Annotated in this window: 14 protein-coding genes; 7 read left to right on the top strand and 7 right to left on the bottom strand. The window is 61.6% G+C overall.

Annotation, left to right across the window (positions count from 1 at the left end; genetic code table 11):
- Window positions 1-286: 286 nt before the first annotated feature.
- The 4 genes from sppA to IFU00_06560 form a co-directional block, all read right to left on the bottom strand.
- Complete coding sequence (gene sppA / locus IFU00_06575; protein MBD8541952.1) at window positions 287-2,143, bottom strand: signal peptide peptidase SppA; 1,857 nt, start codon at window positions 2,141-2,143, stop codon at window positions 287-289.
- Window positions 2,144-2,186: 43 nt separating this feature from the next.
- A complete protein-coding gene (locus IFU00_06570; GenBank protein MBD8541951.1) occupies window positions 2,187-3,656 on the bottom strand; it encodes a sodium:solute symporter in 1,470 nt (489 codons plus the stop codon).
- A gap of 56 nt (window positions 3,657-3,712) precedes the next feature.
- Entirely contained in the window at window positions 3,713-4,144 is a 432-nt protein-coding gene (locus IFU00_06565) for a hypothetical protein (protein MBD8541950.1), read from the bottom strand.
- A 96-nt stretch (window positions 4,145-4,240) separates the two neighbouring features.
- The gene (locus tag IFU00_06560; GenBank protein MBD8541949.1) at window positions 4,241-5,863 is read right to left on the bottom strand and encodes an NYN domain-containing protein; all 1,623 of its coding nucleotides are present in this window, start codon (window positions 5,861-5,863) and stop codon (window positions 4,241-4,243) included.
- Between the two features lie 177 nt (window positions 5,864-6,040).
- Between IFU00_06560 and IFU00_06555 the strand changes: the two genes are divergently transcribed.
- On the top strand, window positions 6,041-7,051 hold the full coding sequence (locus IFU00_06555; GenBank protein ID MBD8541948.1) for an NADP-dependent oxidoreductase: 1,011 nt from the start codon (window positions 6,041-6,043) through the stop codon (window positions 7,049-7,051).
- Window positions 7,052-7,144: 93 nt separating this feature from the next.
- Window positions 7,145-9,055: a response regulator gene (locus IFU00_06550; GenBank protein MBD8541947.1), complete on the top strand. Its 1,911-nt coding sequence runs from the start codon at window positions 7,145-7,147 to the stop codon at window positions 9,053-9,055.
- A gap of 1,492 nt (window positions 9,056-10,547) precedes the next feature.
- On the opposite strand, the gene IFU00_06545 is transcribed toward IFU00_06550, so the two are convergent.
- The gene (locus IFU00_06545) at window positions 10,548-11,225 is read right to left on the bottom strand and encodes a hypothetical protein (protein ID MBD8541946.1); all 678 of its coding nucleotides are present in this window, start codon (window positions 11,223-11,225) and stop codon (window positions 10,548-10,550) included.
- Window positions 11,226-11,492: 267 nt separating this feature from the next.
- On the opposite strand from IFU00_06545, the gene IFU00_06540 reads away from it, so the two are divergent.
- A complete protein-coding gene (locus IFU00_06540; protein ID MBD8541945.1) occupies window positions 11,493-11,831 on the top strand; it encodes a hypothetical protein in 339 nt (112 codons plus the stop codon).
- A gap of 151 nt (window positions 11,832-11,982) precedes the next feature.
- Here IFU00_06540 and IFU00_06535 read toward each other — a convergent pair whose 3' ends face one another.
- A complete protein-coding gene (locus tag IFU00_06535) occupies window positions 11,983-12,507 on the bottom strand; it encodes a cold shock domain-containing protein (protein ID MBD8541944.1) in 525 nt (174 codons plus the stop codon).
- Between the two features lie 295 nt (window positions 12,508-12,802).
- Here IFU00_06535 and IFU00_06530 point away from each other — a divergent pair, with 295 nt between their 5' ends.
- Window positions 12,803-13,225 carry a hypothetical protein gene (locus tag IFU00_06530; protein MBD8541943.1) on the top strand — a complete coding sequence of 141 codons (423 nt, stop codon included), beginning with the start codon at window positions 12,803-12,805 and terminating at the stop codon, window positions 13,223-13,225.
- Between the two features lie 17 nt (window positions 13,226-13,242).
- Here the strand turns inward: IFU00_06530 and IFU00_06525 are convergent, their stop codons facing one another.
- The gene (locus IFU00_06525) at window positions 13,243-13,662 is read right to left on the bottom strand and encodes a DUF1810 domain-containing protein (protein MBD8541942.1); all 420 of its coding nucleotides are present in this window, start codon (window positions 13,660-13,662) and stop codon (window positions 13,243-13,245) included.
- 61 nt (window positions 13,663-13,723) lie between these two features.
- On the opposite strand from IFU00_06525, the gene IFU00_06520 reads away from it, so the two are divergent.
- The 3 genes from IFU00_06520 (at window position 13,724) to IFU00_06510 (ending at window position 16,184) form a co-directional block, all read left to right on the top strand.
- Entirely contained in the window at window positions 13,724-13,951 is a 228-nt protein-coding gene (locus IFU00_06520; protein MBD8541941.1) for a DUF3820 family protein, read from the top strand.
- 77 nt (window positions 13,952-14,028) lie between these two features.
- Window positions 14,029-14,430, top strand: a complete 402-nt coding sequence (locus IFU00_06515; GenBank protein MBD8541940.1) for a response regulator transcription factor — start codon at window positions 14,029-14,031, stop codon at window positions 14,428-14,430.
- 50 nt (window positions 14,431-14,480) lie between these two features.
- The gene (locus tag IFU00_06510) at window positions 14,481-16,184 is read left to right on the top strand and encodes a hypothetical protein (GenBank protein MBD8541939.1); all 1,704 of its coding nucleotides are present in this window, start codon (window positions 14,481-14,483) and stop codon (window positions 16,182-16,184) included.
- Window position 16,185: the final 1 nt, after the last annotated feature.

Genomic DNA, 16,185 nt, shown 5'->3' with positions numbered 1-16,185 from the left:
TGTCCTTGTCGATTTTTTTTGTCAATGCGTGCTACGCACTACTACTCACGACGACTGTAGCATGCGAATTTCACATGGAATGTTTCGTAACGTACATAGAAAAGGGGAAGAACCGGCCTTGAAACGGCACCTTCCCACCTCACTTAACACCGATTTACACGGTTAGCCCCTGAATGGCAGCCGTAAACAGCAAACGGGCGCAACACCAGCGTGTCGCGCCCGTCCCGCCCTTGTCTCAATCAGTTACAAAGTCGCTACATGTGGAGCATGCCCGCGCCAGCGTACATCACCAGTTACCGCAGAAGCAGTGCGTGACGGCCGTAAACGGCTTGCGCTCGGTGGTCAGTTCTGACAGGAACGCCATATCGGCGGCAACCTGGTTCACGGGGCCCGCCGGAATCGCGTTCTCGATCAGGCCCAGCTTGACCTGGATCGTCATGGCCTGGGCCGCCGAGGCGCCCGCCATCTGCAGGAAACGCTCGACACGCGTCACCGGACGCTCGACATACACGACGCGGTAATCCTTGCCCAGCTTGGCGCGACCGGCAGCCGATGCCAGCGCATCGTTGTAGCCGCCCAGGCGATCGACCAGGCCGCGTTCCTTGGCCTGGACACCGGTCCAGACGCGACCCTGCCCCACTTCATCGATCTTGGCCGGCGTGGTCTTGCGCGCCGCCGCCGCCTTGGTGGTGAAGTCGCTGTAGACGTTGTTGATGCTCGACTGGACCAGCTGCTGGAAACGCGGATCGAGTGGACGCAGCGGGTTGTAGGCGTCGGCCAGCCAGGTGGTGGTCACGCCATCGGTGTGGATGCCCAGCTTGGCGGCGACCTTGTCGGCCGTCGGCAGCAGCGCGAATACACCGATCGAGCCGGTGATGGTGGCCGGGTCGGCGATCACTTCATCGGACGCCATCGAGATCCAGTAGCCGCCGGACGCTGCCACGCTGCCCATCGACACGACCACAGGCTTGCCGGCGGCGCGCGTCAGTTCCAGCTCACGCCGGATCAGTTCAGACCCGTAGGCGCTGCCGCCCGGCGAATCGACGCGCAGCACGAGCGCCTTGATGTTGTCGTCTTCGCGCGCCTGACGAATCAGGTTGGCCATGCTGCGCCCGCCGATCACGCCAGGGCCGCCGTCGCCATCGGTGATGGAACCGGCGGCAACCACGACGCCGACCGCATCGCCGAACTGCTTCTGCGGATGACGCGACAGGTAGTCGTAGAAGCCGATCTGGCGGAACGACTTGTTGTCGTCGTCCGGCGCGCCGCGCTTGATCATCAGGTCGCGCAGTTCGTCGCGGGTTTTCAGGCCATCGACCAGTTTTGCCTGCAATGCCACCTTGGCGGCGCTGCCGCCGGCATTGTCCATGCGCTCGGGGAGCGATTCGATCATGCCGGCAATCGCGCCATCGGGCAGCTTGCGGTTTTTCTCGACCAGGCCCGTGTAGCCGGACCACAGCGCGTTGTACAGATAGGCGTCGGCTTCGCGCGCGGCGTCGGACGGGCCGTTGGCGATGTACGGCTCGGCGGCGCTCTTGTAGGTGCCGACCTTGATCAGGTTGACGGTGACGCCGACCTTGTCGAGCGCGTCGCGGTAGTAGTTGCGGCGCCCACCGAAGCCTTCGATCATGACCATGCCCATCGGATGGACATAGACTTCGCTGGCGTGCGACGCGACCAGGTAGCGCTTCTGGTCGTAGCTGCCGCTCCAGGCAACGACCGTCTTGCCGCTCTTCTTGACGCGGTCGACCGCCGCGCCGATCTCGCGCAGCATGGCCATGCCGCCGCCCTGCATCTCGTCGAGCAACAGTACGACGCTCGAGATGTTCGGATCGCGCGCTGCCGCGTCGAGCACGACGATCACGTCGCGCAGGCGCACGGTGCGTTTGGAATCGCCGCCGACGTTGTCGAGCACCGCGTCGCGCAGCGTGGTTTCATACTGCTCGACCAGGTCGCCCCGGATCTCGAGCACCAGCGCCGTCTTGTTCGAGAGCGGCTTGACGCCACCGCTGAAGAACAGCGAGACGACGATGATCACGATCAGCAGGAACAGCAGGTTGACGAAGGTGCGGCGGGTCACGTCGAGCGCGGTCCACAGCATGACGAACCCGCGCCGCAGGGCGCTCAGGGGCTTGAAGGCCATCGATACTCCATAAAAGGTTGTTGCAAGCAAGGTTGATGCATGATTAAGCAGACTGCATGGCATGACGGCCCTGGTGGCGCAGCGAAATCGCGTACAGCCCCGCAAACACCAGCATGCCGTTGATCATCAAGAGTTCCAGCCCGAGTCGGTAAGAGCCGAGCAGATACGCCTGATTGTACTCAAGGATCGCGCACAGGACCGGCGCACCGATCGTGACCAGCGGTACAAGGCGATTGCGCGGCACGCGCGCCGTGAACATGCCGAACGCGAACAGGCCAAGCAGCGGGCCATAGGTGTACGCCGCGAGCTTGAGGATCACGCCGATCATGCTGGGATTGTCGGCCGCCTTGAAGCCCATCACGAGCAGCAGGAACAGGAACGCGTAGCCCAGGTGCACGCGGCGGCGCAGGCCCTCGGCCTGCGCCTGCGTCAAATCCGTCCTGCGCTTGATGCCCAGCAGGTCGATGCAGGTCGACGAGGTCAGCGCCGTGATCGCGCCGTCGGCGCTCGGAAACAGCGCCGAGATCAGCGCGATCAAGAAGATGATCTGCAGCGCCGGTGGCAGGTGGCCCATCACGACGGCCGGGAAGATCTTGTCGCCGGTGGCGGTCACCCCCACGGTCGGCGCGTACAGGTACAGCAGGCCGCCCAGGAACAGGAACGACAGCAGCACGACGACCAGCACGGCCGTCAGCGCCAGCAGGTTCTTTTGCGAGTCGGCCAGCGTCTTGACCGAGATAGTCTTTTGCATCATTTCCTGGTCCATCCCCGTCATGGTGATGGTGATCAGCGCGCCGGCGACAATCTGCTTGAGCCAGAAATTCGGGCTGTTCAGGTCCGTCGTGAACACGCTTGCCAGGCCGCTCGAGCGCATCTGCTCCAGGCTATCGGGCACCGACAGATTCAGTTCGCCCAGCAGGAACCAGGCGCATGCGAACAGACCGAACAGCATGCCGGTCGTCTGCAGCGTGTCGGTCCAGACAATGGTCTTGACGCCGCCCTGGTAGGTGTAGAGCAGGATCATCCCCAGCACGACGAGGGTGCTGAGCCAGAACGGCACGCCCAGGCTGTCGAGGATGATCGCCTGCAGGATGTTCACCACCAGGTACAGGCGCGCGGTGGCGCCCAGCAGGCGCGAGATGATGAAGAACCCGGCCCCGCTCTGGTAGGCGCGCCGGCCAAGGCGCACGTCGAGGTAGTGGTAGATGGACGTCAGCTGCAGGCGGTAGTACAGCGGCAGCAGCAGCCAGGTGACGGCCAGGTAGCCGATCACGTAGCCGATCAGGATCTGCGCATAGCCAAAACCATCGGCGCCAACGGCGCCCGGCACGCTGACGAACGTCACGCCCGAGAGCGTGGTGCCGACCATGCCGAAGGCGACCAGCACCCAGTTGCTGCTCTTGTTACCGATGAAGAAGCTGTCGTTGTTAGCGCCGCGCGATGTGGCCCAAGCCACGGCCAGCAGCAAGGCGAAGTAGCCGATGAGGATGCAAAACAGGAGTAACGGGGACATGAAAAGCCGGGGATGATCGTTTTGCCCAGCAATATACACTGCCGGGCAACCGGCACTCAAACCTCTTCGCTGCGCACCCGCCGGAATGGCCCGATACAGGTTTGCATGGTCTGGTCGGCGCACATCAGGAAAATGGTGCGCGACGGGTGGAACTGGATGAAGTTGATGACCTGCGCGCCCGGCTTCATCACGTTGCCCGAACAATCGGGCTTGCCGTTGTCCTTGACGATGCGGTCCTGCAGGCGATAAAAGCCCTGCTTGTCGGGCTGCGCGGAAATGGTATAGACGCTTTCGGAGACTTCAGCGGCGCTGGTGACGAATGTGGTGCCGTCGGCGCGAAAGCGGTAGGTCTCGGCGCATTCGGTGCCGGGCACCGTCAGTCGCCAGATGCCCAGGATCGGATGACCGGCGGCGACGTCCGCCGGCGCAGCGGCCAGCGCAGGCACGCCCAGGCAGGATAGCAGGAACAGGACGGCACGTGTGCGCATGCGAGGCTCCATCAAACGACAACGCCTGCCCGAAAACCGGGCAGGCGTCGTGATTATGGCATCGCGCAGGGGCGCGCGGCGCGCGGCAGTCTGTGATCAGCCGTTGTCGGAACCGGCCTTTGGCTTGGCTGGACGACGGCTGCGCGGTGCGGCCTTGCGCGCCGGACGTGCGCCCTTGGTGCGTGCCGGCTTGGCGTCTTCTGCTTCTGCCTCCACCTCTGGCTCAGGCGCGACCTCTTCCTGCGTTTCAGCAGCCGCAGCAGCCTGTGCTTCCGCTTCGGCTGCCGCCGCAGCAGCTTCAGCCGCAGCCTGCTCCGCCAGCTTCTTGGCCGACGGCTTGCGTGGCGCGCGGCGACGTTCCTTCTCGACCGGCGCCGGCGCTGCTTCAGCTTCCACCAGCTCGGCGTCGCTCACGACCAGCGTCGGTTGCGATGCCGGTTCGTCGAAGGTGTCGTCCTGTGCTTCCGGCTCGACAGCAACCGGCGCCAGCAGCGCCGGCACGTTCGACGCATCGTTGCGGTTGCCGCCCTTGCGCCCGCCTTGACCACGGCCACGACGGCCGTCGGTCCTGGCCGGTTGCGATTCCAGTTGCGATTGCGGTTGCGATTCTGGCTGCGCTGCCGGTTCCTCGAACAGTTCTTCCTGTGGTTCCGGCTCAACCGCCACCGGTTCCATCAGCGCCGGCACGTTCGACGCTTCATTGCGGTTACCGCCCTTGCGGCCACCGCGGCCACGGCCACGACGGCCATCGTTCTTGACCGGCTCGTCGTTGCCCTCGACCGGCGCTGCCGCATCGAGCATGTCCTGCACCACGGCGTCCGGCGCCTGCGTGCCGTCCTGCTGCGCTTCCTGGCTGGACGCCACATTGCCCGCATGCGCGCTGCGGAACACATAGGTGCCGGATTTTTCGTCGCGGCCGAATTCGAACAGGCCACGGGTCTGCGCTTCTTCGAGCAGGTTGCCGAAGGTGCGGAAGCCGTAATAGGTTTCCGAGAAATCGGGACGGCGGCGCTTGAGCGTGTCTTTCAGCAGCGAGGCCCAGATTTTGCCGGTGTCGCCGCGCTCGGACGTGAGCGCGTCGAACGTCTCGACCACCATGTCGAGCGCCTGCACCTTGCGCGCTTCGAGTTCTTCCTTGCGCTTGTCGTCGCCGACATTCGTGTTGGTGTTGTTGCTGGCATTCGAGCGGCGCGGTTGTGGCGCGGCCTTGCGCTCGTCGCGCTTGGCGGCGGTACGGCGCTGTTCGCGCACGAGGTCATCATAGAAAATGAATTCGTCGCAGTTTGCCACCAGCAGGTCGGAGGTCGACTGCTTGACGCCCACGCCGATCACCTGCTTGTTATTTTCACGCAGCTTCGAGACCAGCGGCGAGAAGTCGGAGTCGCCGCTGATGATGACGAAGGTGTTCACGTGCGACTTCGTGTAGCACAGATCGAGTGCATCGACGACGAGGCGGATGTCGGCCGAATTCTTGCCCGACTGGCGCACGTGCGGGATCTCGATCAGCTCGAAGTTCGCCTCGTGCATCGCCGCCTTGAAGCCCTTGTAGCGGTCCCAGTCGCAGTACGACTTCTTGACCACGATGCTGCCCTTGAGCAGCAGGCGTTCCAGCACTGGCTTGATGTCGAATTTTTCGTAATTGGCGTCGCGAACGCCCAGTGCGACGTTTTCAAAGTCGCAGAACACCGCCATGCTGATGTTGTCGGAAGAAGAGGCCATGAGTTGTTTTTTCTGTAGTGATAGGGCAAACGTATGGCGATTATACGCACGCCCTTCCGTTTCGCGCCGTATGACATTGCCTGGCGGCCAGTTTCAACGATCGGGTGTGGCGCGTGGGCAGCATCGGCCAAGGTTCTTTATGCTATGCCATCCGATCCACTTCAAGGAGCTCTCCACATGACCGCAACAACCAACCGCCGCATCGTCCTCGTGTCGCACCCGAAGGGCAAGCCGACCGCAGAGAACTTCCGTATCGAGGATGCGCCGATCCCGACACCGGGCGCTGGCGAACTGCTGCTTGAAACACTGTTCCTGTCGCTCGACCCGTACATGCGCACGCGCATGAACGGCACCGCCACCTACGCCGCCGCCCTGGAGCTGGGCGACGTGATGGTCGGCGGCACCGTCGCCCGCGTCAAGCAGTCGAACCACCCGGACTGGAAAGAAGGCGACATCGTCGTGGCCTACTCCGGCTGGCAATCGTTTGCCATCTCGGACGGCAGCAATCTGCGCCGCGTCGATCCGGACAGCGCGCCTGTGTCCACCGCCGTCGGCGTGCTCGGCATGCCAGGCTTTACGGCGTATGCCGGCCTGCTCGAAATCGGCCAGCCGAAGCAAGGTGAAACCGTCGTCGTGGCCGCCGCCAGCGGCGCCGTCGGCTCGGTCGTCGGCCAGATCGCCCGCATCAAGGGCGCACGCGCCGTGGGCATCGCCGGCGGGCCCGAGAAATGCGCGTTCATCAAGGACGAGCTGAAATTCGACGCTGTCGTTGACCACCGCGCACCGGACTTCGCCGAGCAGCTGGCCAAGGCCTGCCCGGACGGCATCGACGTGTATTTCGAGAACGTCGGCGGCCAGGTGCTCGAGGCCGTCAAGCCACTGCTGAACAACTTCGCGCGCATTCCCGTGTGCGGCCTGGTGTCGCATTACAACGATGCCGGCGCGGGCGCCTCGATCGACCTGAGCCTCACGCTGTTCAAGAGCCTGACCGTGCGCGGCTTCCTGCAGAACGAATTTGTCGAGCGGCTCGAGCCAACCTTCCTGAAAGAAGCCGCAGGCTGGATCAAGGATGGTTCGCTGAGCTACCGTGAAGACATCGTCGAAGGGCTGGACAAGGCGCCCGAGGCGTTCATTGGCCTGCTTGACGGCAAGAATTTCGGCAAGCTGGTGGTACGCGTCGCCGAATGATCAAAGGCCACAGCTGACATTTGGAATTGGTGCAGCATCCGTCAAATGTGGCCTATAATTATTTAACCTTTTGCAACCATTTGTCGAACATCGATGCTGCCCACCAACCTGTTCGAGTCTGTCTTCAACCGATCGCCCTTCGGGCATTACCTGCTGTCTCCTACGCCCGAAGCGACGATCCTGGCCGTGAACGACGCGTTCCTGAAGGCCTCGGCGCGCACGCGCACTGAACTCGTGGGCCTCAGCCTGTTCACGGCATTCCCCAGCAATCCGGCCGACCCTGGCGATTCCGGCGAAGTGCTGCTGCGCGACTCCCTGGCCCGGGTCCGCACCAGCAGGCATCCCGACACCCTGCCCGCCATCCGCTATCCGATTCCGGTCGTGCTGCCCAATGGCGAAACGGGGTTCGAAGAACGCTTCTGGACCGCCACCAGCACGCCGATCTTCGGCGCCAATGGTGAACTGGTCTGCATTTCACACAGCAATATCGACGTCACCGACCAGGTCAATTCCGAAGCGGCCGTGCGCGAAAGCGAGAAACGCTTCCGCGCGCTGACCAATGCGACGGCCGACGTCATCTACCGCATGAGCGCCGACTGGTCCGAGATGCGCCGCCTCGAAGGACGCGGCTTCATGAAGGACACGGAGTCCCCCACGGGCAACTGGCTTGACGACTACATTCCGCCCGGCGACCATGCGCTCGTCCAGGCCGGGATCGCACGGGCAATGGAGGGCGGCGCGGTTCTGGAACTCGAGCACCGGGTCTGGCGCAGCGACGGCAGTTGCGGCTGGACGCTGTCGCGCGCCGTGCCGATGTTCGACGCGGCTGGCGAACTCTATGAATGGATTGGCGCGGCCAGCGACATCAGCGAGCGCAAGGCATGGGAAGACAAGCTGCGCGAAGCCGACCGTCGCAAGGACGAGTTTCTCGCGATGCTGTCGCATGAGTTGCGCAACCCGCTGGCGCCGATCGGCGCAGCGGCCGAACTGCTGCAGCGCACGAAGCTCGACGACGGCATGCTCAAGCGCACCAGCCAGATTATCGGGCGCCAGGTGAAACACATGACGGCGCTGATCGACGACCTGCTCGACGTCTCGCGCGTCACCCGCGGGCTGGTGGAGCTCGACCAGACCGTGCTGGACGTGGGCGCCGTGCTGCACGAAGCGGTGGAACAGGTCACGCCGCTGATCGATTCACGTGGCCATTCGCTGACGCTGAACCTGCCCCCGCCCGGCACGCAGGTGCTGGGAGACCGCAAGCGCTTGGTGCAGGTGGTCGCCAACCTGCTGGGCAACGCCGCCAAGTACACGCCCGAAGGCGGTCGCCTCGCCGTCAGCGCCTTCGCGCGCGGCGACCGGCTGCATATCGACGTCCTCGACAACGGCATCGGCATGGCGCCCGAGCTGGCAGCGCGCGCTTTTGACCTGTTCACGCAGGCCGAGCGCAGTTCGGACCGCTCATCGGGCGGACTGGGGCTGGGCCTGGCGCTCGTGAAAAGCCTGATCGGGCTGCATGGGGGCGAAGTCGCCTGCGACAGCGCAGGCGCGGGCCAGGGCAGCCGGTTCTCGGTCTGCCTGCCGCTTATCCATGCGCCGGCGGCGACTGCGCCAATGCCCGATGCGCAGCCGGGCGCGGACACGGCGCTGCTGCGCGTGCTGGTTGTCGACGACAATATCGACGCTGCCGTCATGCTGGCGATGCTGCTGGAAGCAAACGGGCACCAGGTGCAGGTCGAACACGATCCGCTCGAGGCACTGGCCGCCACGCTGGCCAACCCGCCGCAGGTATGCCTGCTCGATATCGGCCTGCCCGGCATCGACGGCCTCGAACTGGCGCGCCGCCTGCGCGCCCGCCCCGGCACCGCCCACGCGCTGCTGATCGCCATCACCGGCTATGGCCAGGAGAGCGACCGCCAGCAGATCCTGCAGGCCGGATTCGACCATCACCTGGTCAAGCCGATCGATATCGCGCAGCTTTACACGTTGCTGGACGGCGTCGGCTAGCGCGTTGTCGCGATCGGCTGTCTACTAGCAATAAAGTTAGCCGCAATCGCATACCGGAGTTTCAAGGTGCATAGCTTGCAACAGTGAAGTGAGACACACTACAAACAAGGCGCTTTCAGCTACATATCCCCCACCAATTCCCGCGGAAGCACTCCCTTGGTAGAGGTTTTTTAAATGTTCAGCGACCACCGCTTCTGGCCAATCCCTGCTGGGCGACCGTCTGGTTCCGACCAGACGCGGCGTATGAGAGGATTCATTCAGGTTGCTTTGTCCAGCTTGACAACCATCAGCCAAATGAGACACCTGCACCGAGCCCCAAGATTACAGGCGGGAACCAGTTCTAAGTTAGCCAAGTTAGAAAACGATGAACGGGGCGATGAAAGCAAACGCTTTTCTGCTAACACCGATAGTGATTTTCTGCCCGCATTTTAGGCACGCGCCGAATCCGACCGATTCCGAACCTTCAGCGGTGAATGTTCAGTAGCTAAGAAACATCGCGATTCCACCCAGTATTGAAATGACTGACCCAGTCAGAAGGAGCTTCGCAAATCGTCCCGCGACCAAAGTGTTTTGCTTCGGATCATAGCGAGCAAATACAACAGTAATTAACACACTGGCAAAGCTGATAATCATCGGTAAGGCTACAAAAGCCGATGCCCCGCGATAGTGATGACCCGGAGTCCTTTTGCCAGGTATGTAGATGTCATCCACAAGCAGTCCGTGAAATCCATATATGACCAAGGATAACGCTGCTAAGACAACTAAGCGTCGTGCCCAACTCTTCATGAGAGGACGTAGTTCATGGACTGCCTGATCTAACGGAAGAAGGTAGTTCCGATGGCCAGGCGTATAAGGTTGAGGCCGCATTCGCTTGCTAACCAAATCCACTTCGCCATGCTGGTTTGTCATGTTTTTCCAGGCGTTCGCGTGACGATGACTGTGTTTGCACATACAAATTCCGGTTGGGTCAGAGGTTCGGCCCTGACCTTACAATGCCAATCATCGAAGGTGCGGTTCTGGCCGAATCCGACCGATCAAGTCAGCGTGGCAGGTTGGTCGGGTGAAAATCCAGTCGTGGCCGCGACAGGCCGGTGCCCATTCAAAGCCCACATTCGGTCTTGAAGCTAAGTCATGTGAGCACGTGTTACTGCTTCAGGTTTTAGTGCGTGGAATAATAAAACGCGCGTCAAATTGTTTCGCCAACTTTGACTGCCAAATTTAGCACTACAACGATGATTGTGGAGTGGACAAGCACGCGGCCGGACAACGGGAGTATTTTGTAATGCCGCGTTGCTTCTTGAATAATCTTGTTCACAACTAGGCTTTCCTAAAGAGTGAAAATGGCGTAATAGCCAATAAGACTGACACAAGTATTTCATTTTTGCAACATGCAGGATCAAGGTTGTTTGTCTGAGTTGCGACAGGCCGGTACCGACCCGAAGCAGACCCATCACTCAGCTAGAGGCTTATCGATCTACATCCGCTTGCAGCGCTATCGTGGCAACGGGTCTTGGAATACGGACCACTTGCCATCTTTAAAGAGGTAGAGTGCAGACGAGATCCGCATCTGTCCACTGCTCGAGTGCAGTTGTCCGACGGCCTTGCGCATTCCATTGACTGCTTTTTCATTTGAGAGCGGTGAATAGAGCAAGCCACCGCGCTTTACAACGGCAGCGACGATGCCCCCGGGGTGTTGCTTCAGCAGGTGTGACCAGAATTCATGATCGAGAAAGTAGCTGCTGTTGAGATCTGGTGATTTTCCGGAAACCTGCATCAAGTCGTCCCAAGGGATCGCCTTTGGGGCACCATACACTCGCTTGATATTTGCAACAGAAAGCTTCAGTGCTGCCTCTGGCGTAAGTCCAAGCCGCCTTAAATCATCTGCAGACGCACTGGGCATTGACGTAGGCGTATCAAACACAAACCGCACGTGCATGTCCCCAACGTACGAGTACCAAGATGTTTCTACTTCGATTTCCCTTCCATCGGGAAGCCTGCCCTTAATCTTCCCCATCGGGACCAACGATTCTTCCCGCTTGTTTGCGCCTTCCGACTCTCGCAATACAACCATCAGATTGGTTGCACTCGTGTCAAACGATTGAGCTGGCTGCGCGCAAGCAACCGAGGCCGCAGATAAACCAAAAACCAATGATAGAAATTTTTGAATCATGTCGCGTGGCCTCCAAGGTTGGGAGTAAACATGTTGCGATCATGGCATCAACCAAGCAGACAGGCAAGGTCCGCTTCTGGCCGAACCCGGCAGCTTACGTCTGCTTAGCAGGTTGCCTGGCTTGAAAAAGCACTGACTGTCACGACAGGCCGCTACCGCCCCTTAGCGAACTATGGAGCGGAGTATCCTGCTAATGTGGCGATTCCATGCGGGTCCAAGTCCATCGACGATAAGGACACGCCTCCGCCACCAGTTTAGGCCATGTCTATGACCAAGCGCGTGACTCAACATCTCTGCATTGCTTTAGCCATTACGCTGCTCTCCTCAGCATTTCCTTACAAGGTTTTACAGGTAAAAGAAGCGAGCGATTACTGCTCGAAAGGCTGCTTGGCGGTAGCTGCGGGTTGGCCCATCACTTATCTGGTCGATGGGTACGGGAGGTCTCCGGCCGGGTCCGTCCATCTTTTGATGGGGATTACCGGTGACGATGACCTGTTCATCGGCCGAATGAGCATTGATGTTGTGCTCTGGCTTATCATGTCGATGTCGCTACATTCGCTATGGCAACGTCGACCATCAGCAAAAGCAACCCACGAAGTGCCATAGGAAAGGCCCCCTTTTGGCCGAACTCGGCGGTTCGCTTCAGCCTGGCAACTTACCGGACTGAAAAGTCACCGACTGTCTTGATGTGAAGATGTCGCCCCAGAGCTGGCTTACGGGCAGATAAGTGATCGATATGAACGTTGCCGTTTGAAGCTCAGTTGCACCACTGCTGCTCGCACGGAATTCCATCGCGATCACCGTCCATATCAGGAACACTGCATTGTTCTTGGTGAAATAGCGCTTCGGCACAAGATGCCATCTTTGAACACGAATTCTTCTCTGGCTTGCACTGAAACTCTGGTTGTGAATTAAGCGCATCCCTGGCAGAAACGATCTTGTATGCGCTTGCAGAAATCGTGCTATTCGGGTTAGAGAGGCGAACATGGCCCACATAACCAAGCACAAGCAGAAGCGCCAAGCCAACTATTGCAGATAAGAATGCTCCTGCAGAACTGTTCCTGGATGTTTTAGTGCTGACGAACTCAGCACTTGCGGCCCGGAGTCGACCTTTCTCATCTCGCCGAATTTCATAGGTGATCAAGCTCCCCAAAAGTGGGCGATCTGCCCGCTTGCGAAATGCAGATACGTGCAGAAACATCCGCGCGCTTGCCCCGTTTTGAACGACGAAACCAAATCCGCGCTCATCATTCCACTCGATGATTCTTCCTTGAAGTCGCATGTTTTATGAGCCAAATTGAATAAATAGATTACTGCCGATACCGGTGCTCTCACCAATAGATACGGGTCGATCTTGTCCGTTACAACACCGGAAAACGGCTGCTCTTGGCCGAAAGCACAAGTTCCGGGAGCATGTCTGTCTCGGCCTCTGGTGTCAAACATGATCATTTTGTGTCGAACTTAATTATTCTCTGCCCGAGTTTATTGTTCGTCCGCATCAGCTGCAGGCTGCCGCATGTTGCGGCCTGGAGCCTGCGATAATGACGTCTTTGAACCACCGACCCGGCACCGACACCATGCAAGCCAAAGCCCATTACCTGCAACTACGCCCACACGACGCCCTGCCCGACCTGACCGCCCTGGCGCCGTTCATGGCGATCGTCGTCATTGATGACGACAGCGATGAAATGTGGCGCTGGGACGTGGCGCGCTGGCTGGTCGCATCCGGCTGCCGCAGCATGCTGGCCTGGGGCAAGGAATGCGAAAGCTGGCACGACGCCGTTGAGGACGCCGCGCTCGAAGCATTCGATTACGACGACATCCCACCCGAGCAGATCGTGACGGTGTCGCAGCACGCCGACGAAGACCTCGACGAGGTGTTCTGGTTTGCTCGCCACCGCGCGAGCCATCCGGCGCTGCGCCTGAACACGGCAGTGATCCTGCACGTGGCGATGCGCGGGCGCCCGGACGACCTGCTGGCGCAGCTGGCCGAGGCCTGAGTCCCTGCAGTCACCCCTTACAGCCGGGCCAGCGTGGCCGGGTCGGCCTGGCCATCGAAGTAGTTGTCGATGCATGCCTGAAACACGGCTTCATCGGGCGCCACGTCGGCGAACAGCGTCATCGACGAGTGAAATTTCAGCTCGTCCGGATGGCTGAAGATGGCGCCGGCCGAATCGGCGTCGAGCGCGGCGACGATGCCGGCGCACTCGCGCAGGCGCTTTCCCAGCACCGGGTGCGCCAGATACGCGGCCGCTTCGTCGGCGGATGCAATCGCATAGCGCTGCGCCATCGCGCTCGTGCCCAGGCCAGCGATCTGCGGAAACACGAACCACATCCAGTGCGTGCGTTTGTGGCCGGCACGCAGTTCGGTCAACACCGCGGCGTATACCGGATCCTGTGCCTGCACAAAACGGTCGAGATCAAATTGATTGTTCATGGTGGCCTCCCTTGTCATCGAAATGCTACAACGTCGCCGTTGTTTGCTAAAGTGCCGCACAATGAATGCTGACCATTTAGCCCTCCTGTTAGTTCGGGAAATGCCTTACGGTAAATACAAAGGCCGCAAGATTGCCGATATGCCTGGCCATTACCTGGGCTGGCTCGCCCGCGAGGGCTTTCCACGCGGCGAGCTGGGCCAACTGCTGGCCCTGATGTATGAACTCGATCACAACGATTTGCGCGGCTTGCTCGATCCGCTGCGCGGCCCGCCCGGCCGTCGCCGGTAATTGATACTTTGTGGCAATTTTCGTGACATACCGCGCATCCACATCGGTATAATCGAACATTCACTGACGGGTTCATCATGCCGAACGAACAAGCATCATCACCGCTGGTTCTGGTTGTCGAAGACGATGACCATATCGCCCAGGTACTGCGCTTCATGCTCGAACGCCAGGGCTACCGTGTCACGCACCTGGCCGACGGCCGTGTCGCGAGCGCGCACATCGCCGCCGCCGCCGAGGCACCGGCCCTGATCCTGCTCGACGTGATGCTGCCCTACCTGGACGGCTTCGAGCTGGTTGCGCTGGTGCGTGCACGGCCCGACTGGAACGCCGTGCCGATCCTGATGCTGACGGCAAAAAATACCGAACGCGATACGGTGCGCGCGCTCGACGCCGGCGCCAACGATTTCGTCAGCAAGCCGTTCGAGCCCAATGCCCTGCTGGCGCGCGTGCGGCGCCTGATCCAGGTCCAGGGCGCCTGACGGGGCCGAACCGTACGCGCCAATTCGGGCTCTTGACTTAAAATCAAGTCATGTCCCGTTCGCTCCCACTCCTGTTTATTGTCTCGCTGTCGATCACACCCGCGTTTGCTGCCAGCCTGCAGCTGTGCCCGGGTCCGCTGGTCGTCTCCCCTGGCGCCATCACCGCGCAGACCACCGCGCCCGACGGCACCATCCTGCACGCCATCGTGACCGAAGAACCTGGCAAGCAGCAGGCGAATTGCCGCGTGCTGCCACTGCCGACGGCCGTCATGGGTGTGCAGGCGCTGCACTTCCTGCCGCCCGACGCCAGCCCTGGCAAGACCATCCTGCTGCGCGGGATCGAGGCCGACAAGGGCAAGTCGTTCAGCGTCAGCGAACACACGCTGGTGAGCGACCAGCCGGCGCCGCGGCCCCAGACCCCGATGCCGTTCGGCGCCAGCCTGCTGGGCGCGATGCAGACCCGCACCCATGGCGATACGGCGCGCATCAGCGCCGACGTCAAGGACGGCCGACTGTACCTGACCTGCCGCGCCGGCGCCAAACCGGCCAGTGTCACACTGCTCGGCCCGTGGTTCATGCCACGCGCACGCGCCGTACTGCAGGCCGCGTATTCCGGCGAAGGCCGCTTTGCGCTGCAGGTTTCAAGCGGCGCGCCGGGCAAGCCGGACCAGACGTTCGATCTGGGCAGCCTGGATGCCGGCCAACCTGTGCAGACAGCGCGCTTCGACCTGCCCGAAAAACTGGACCGTGCCAATTGGCGCGCGCTGTCGCTGGCCTGTCCGCAAGGCGCCGCGAAACTCACGGTCGCCGCGCTGACGCTCCAGCCTGCCAATGACGCCGATGCGGCTGCGGCAGCGCGCGCGACCTGGACCTGGAGTCCGAACGAATGGCGCGAACGCGGCGCAGCGCTGCTCGACTGGGCGGTCCAGCAAAAGATCGGCGCGGTCTTCATCACGGTCCCGCTGCGGGACGGCAGTGTCGACGACGCGGCGCAGCTGGGCGCCTTCGTGCGTCAGGCCGGCAGCCGCGGCATCGCGGTTAGCGCGATGGAAGGCGCCCCCGAGATGGTGCTGCCGGCGTCCCAGGATGCGGCCGTCGCCCGCATGCGTGCCTACGCCGCCTACAACGCGTCTGCTGCCGAAGGGGCGCGCCTGAAAGGTGTCCAATACCATATTGAACCGTACCTGGTCCCGGCCCACGTGCTGCCACAGGCGCAGCGCGATCGGCGTTACCTCGAACTGGCGGCGAAACTGCGCCAGGCGGCCGGCCCGCTGACGCTGGACTTCGTCGTGCCCCACTGGTGGGCCGACAAGGGCGCGCTGCTGACCGGGCTGGCAAAGCACGCTGACATCCTGACCGTCAAGAGTCCCCGCACCGATCCGGCGCAGATCTACCGCCTGGCCGTCCCGTTCCTCGACTGGGGCGTCGAGCATGGCAAGACCGTGCGCGTGGCGCTCGATGCAGGGCCGATTGGCGCCGGTGTTCAGCGCCGCTATGAACGTCGTCCACCCGGCGCGCGCGGCGACCTGCTCGTGTTCACACTGGGTGGCCAGAAGATCCTGCTGCTGCAGCAGGTGCCGGCAGCGCACGACAAGGCGCAGGCCTATGCGCTGGCCGCCAGCCAGGAGATCGATGCAGCTGACGCCAGCTTCCATTCGGACAAGGGCGCGCTGTTGCGGCTGCTGCCACAGCTCGAACGCACCTTTGGGGCCTGGGAAAGTTTTGGTGGCATGGCGCTGCACGACCTGCGCTAAG

This window comes from Oxalobacteraceae sp. CFBP 8761 (assembly GCA_014841595.1).
GTDB lineage: Bacteria > Pseudomonadota > Gammaproteobacteria > Burkholderiales > Burkholderiaceae_D > Telluria.
Note: the sequence above shows the minus strand (reverse complement) of the source record. Positions and strands in the feature narration are given on the sequence as shown.

Coding starts and splice junctions, on each gene's coding strand:
- sppA (MBD8541952.1), bottom strand. CDS start 2,143: ATGGCCTTCAAGCCCCTGAGCGCCCTGCGGCGCGGGTTCGTCATGCTG.
- IFU00_06570 (MBD8541951.1), bottom strand. CDS start 3,656: ATGTCCCCGTTACTCCTGTTTTGCATCCTCATCGGCTACTTCGCCTTG.
- IFU00_06565 (MBD8541950.1), bottom strand. CDS start 4,144: ATGCGCACACGTGCCGTCCTGTTCCTGCTATCCTGCCTGGGCGTGCCT.
- IFU00_06560 (MBD8541949.1), bottom strand. CDS start 5,863: ATGGCCTCTTCTTCCGACAACATCAGCATGGCGGTGTTCTGCGACTTT.
- IFU00_06555 (MBD8541948.1), top strand. CDS start 6,041: ATGACCGCAACAACCAACCGCCGCATCGTCCTCGTGTCGCACCCGAAG.
- IFU00_06550 (MBD8541947.1), top strand. CDS start 7,145: ATGCTGCCCACCAACCTGTTCGAGTCTGTCTTCAACCGATCGCCCTTC.
- IFU00_06545 (MBD8541946.1), bottom strand. CDS start 11,225: ATGATTCAAAAATTTCTATCATTGGTTTTTGGTTTATCTGCGGCCTCG.
- IFU00_06540 (MBD8541945.1), top strand. CDS start 11,493: ATGACCAAGCGCGTGACTCAACATCTCTGCATTGCTTTAGCCATTACG.
- IFU00_06535 (MBD8541944.1), bottom strand. CDS start 12,507: ATGCGACTTCAAGGAAGAATCATCGAGTGGAATGATGAGCGCGGATTT.
- IFU00_06530 (MBD8541943.1), top strand. CDS start 12,803: ATGCAAGCCAAAGCCCATTACCTGCAACTACGCCCACACGACGCCCTG.
- IFU00_06525 (MBD8541942.1), bottom strand. CDS start 13,662: ATGAACAATCAATTTGATCTCGACCGTTTTGTGCAGGCACAGGATCCG.
- IFU00_06520 (MBD8541941.1), top strand. CDS start 13,724: ATGAATGCTGACCATTTAGCCCTCCTGTTAGTTCGGGAAATGCCTTAC.
- IFU00_06515 (MBD8541940.1), top strand. CDS start 14,029: ATGCCGAACGAACAAGCATCATCACCGCTGGTTCTGGTTGTCGAAGAC.
- IFU00_06510 (MBD8541939.1), top strand. CDS start 14,481: ATGTCCCGTTCGCTCCCACTCCTGTTTATTGTCTCGCTGTCGATCACA.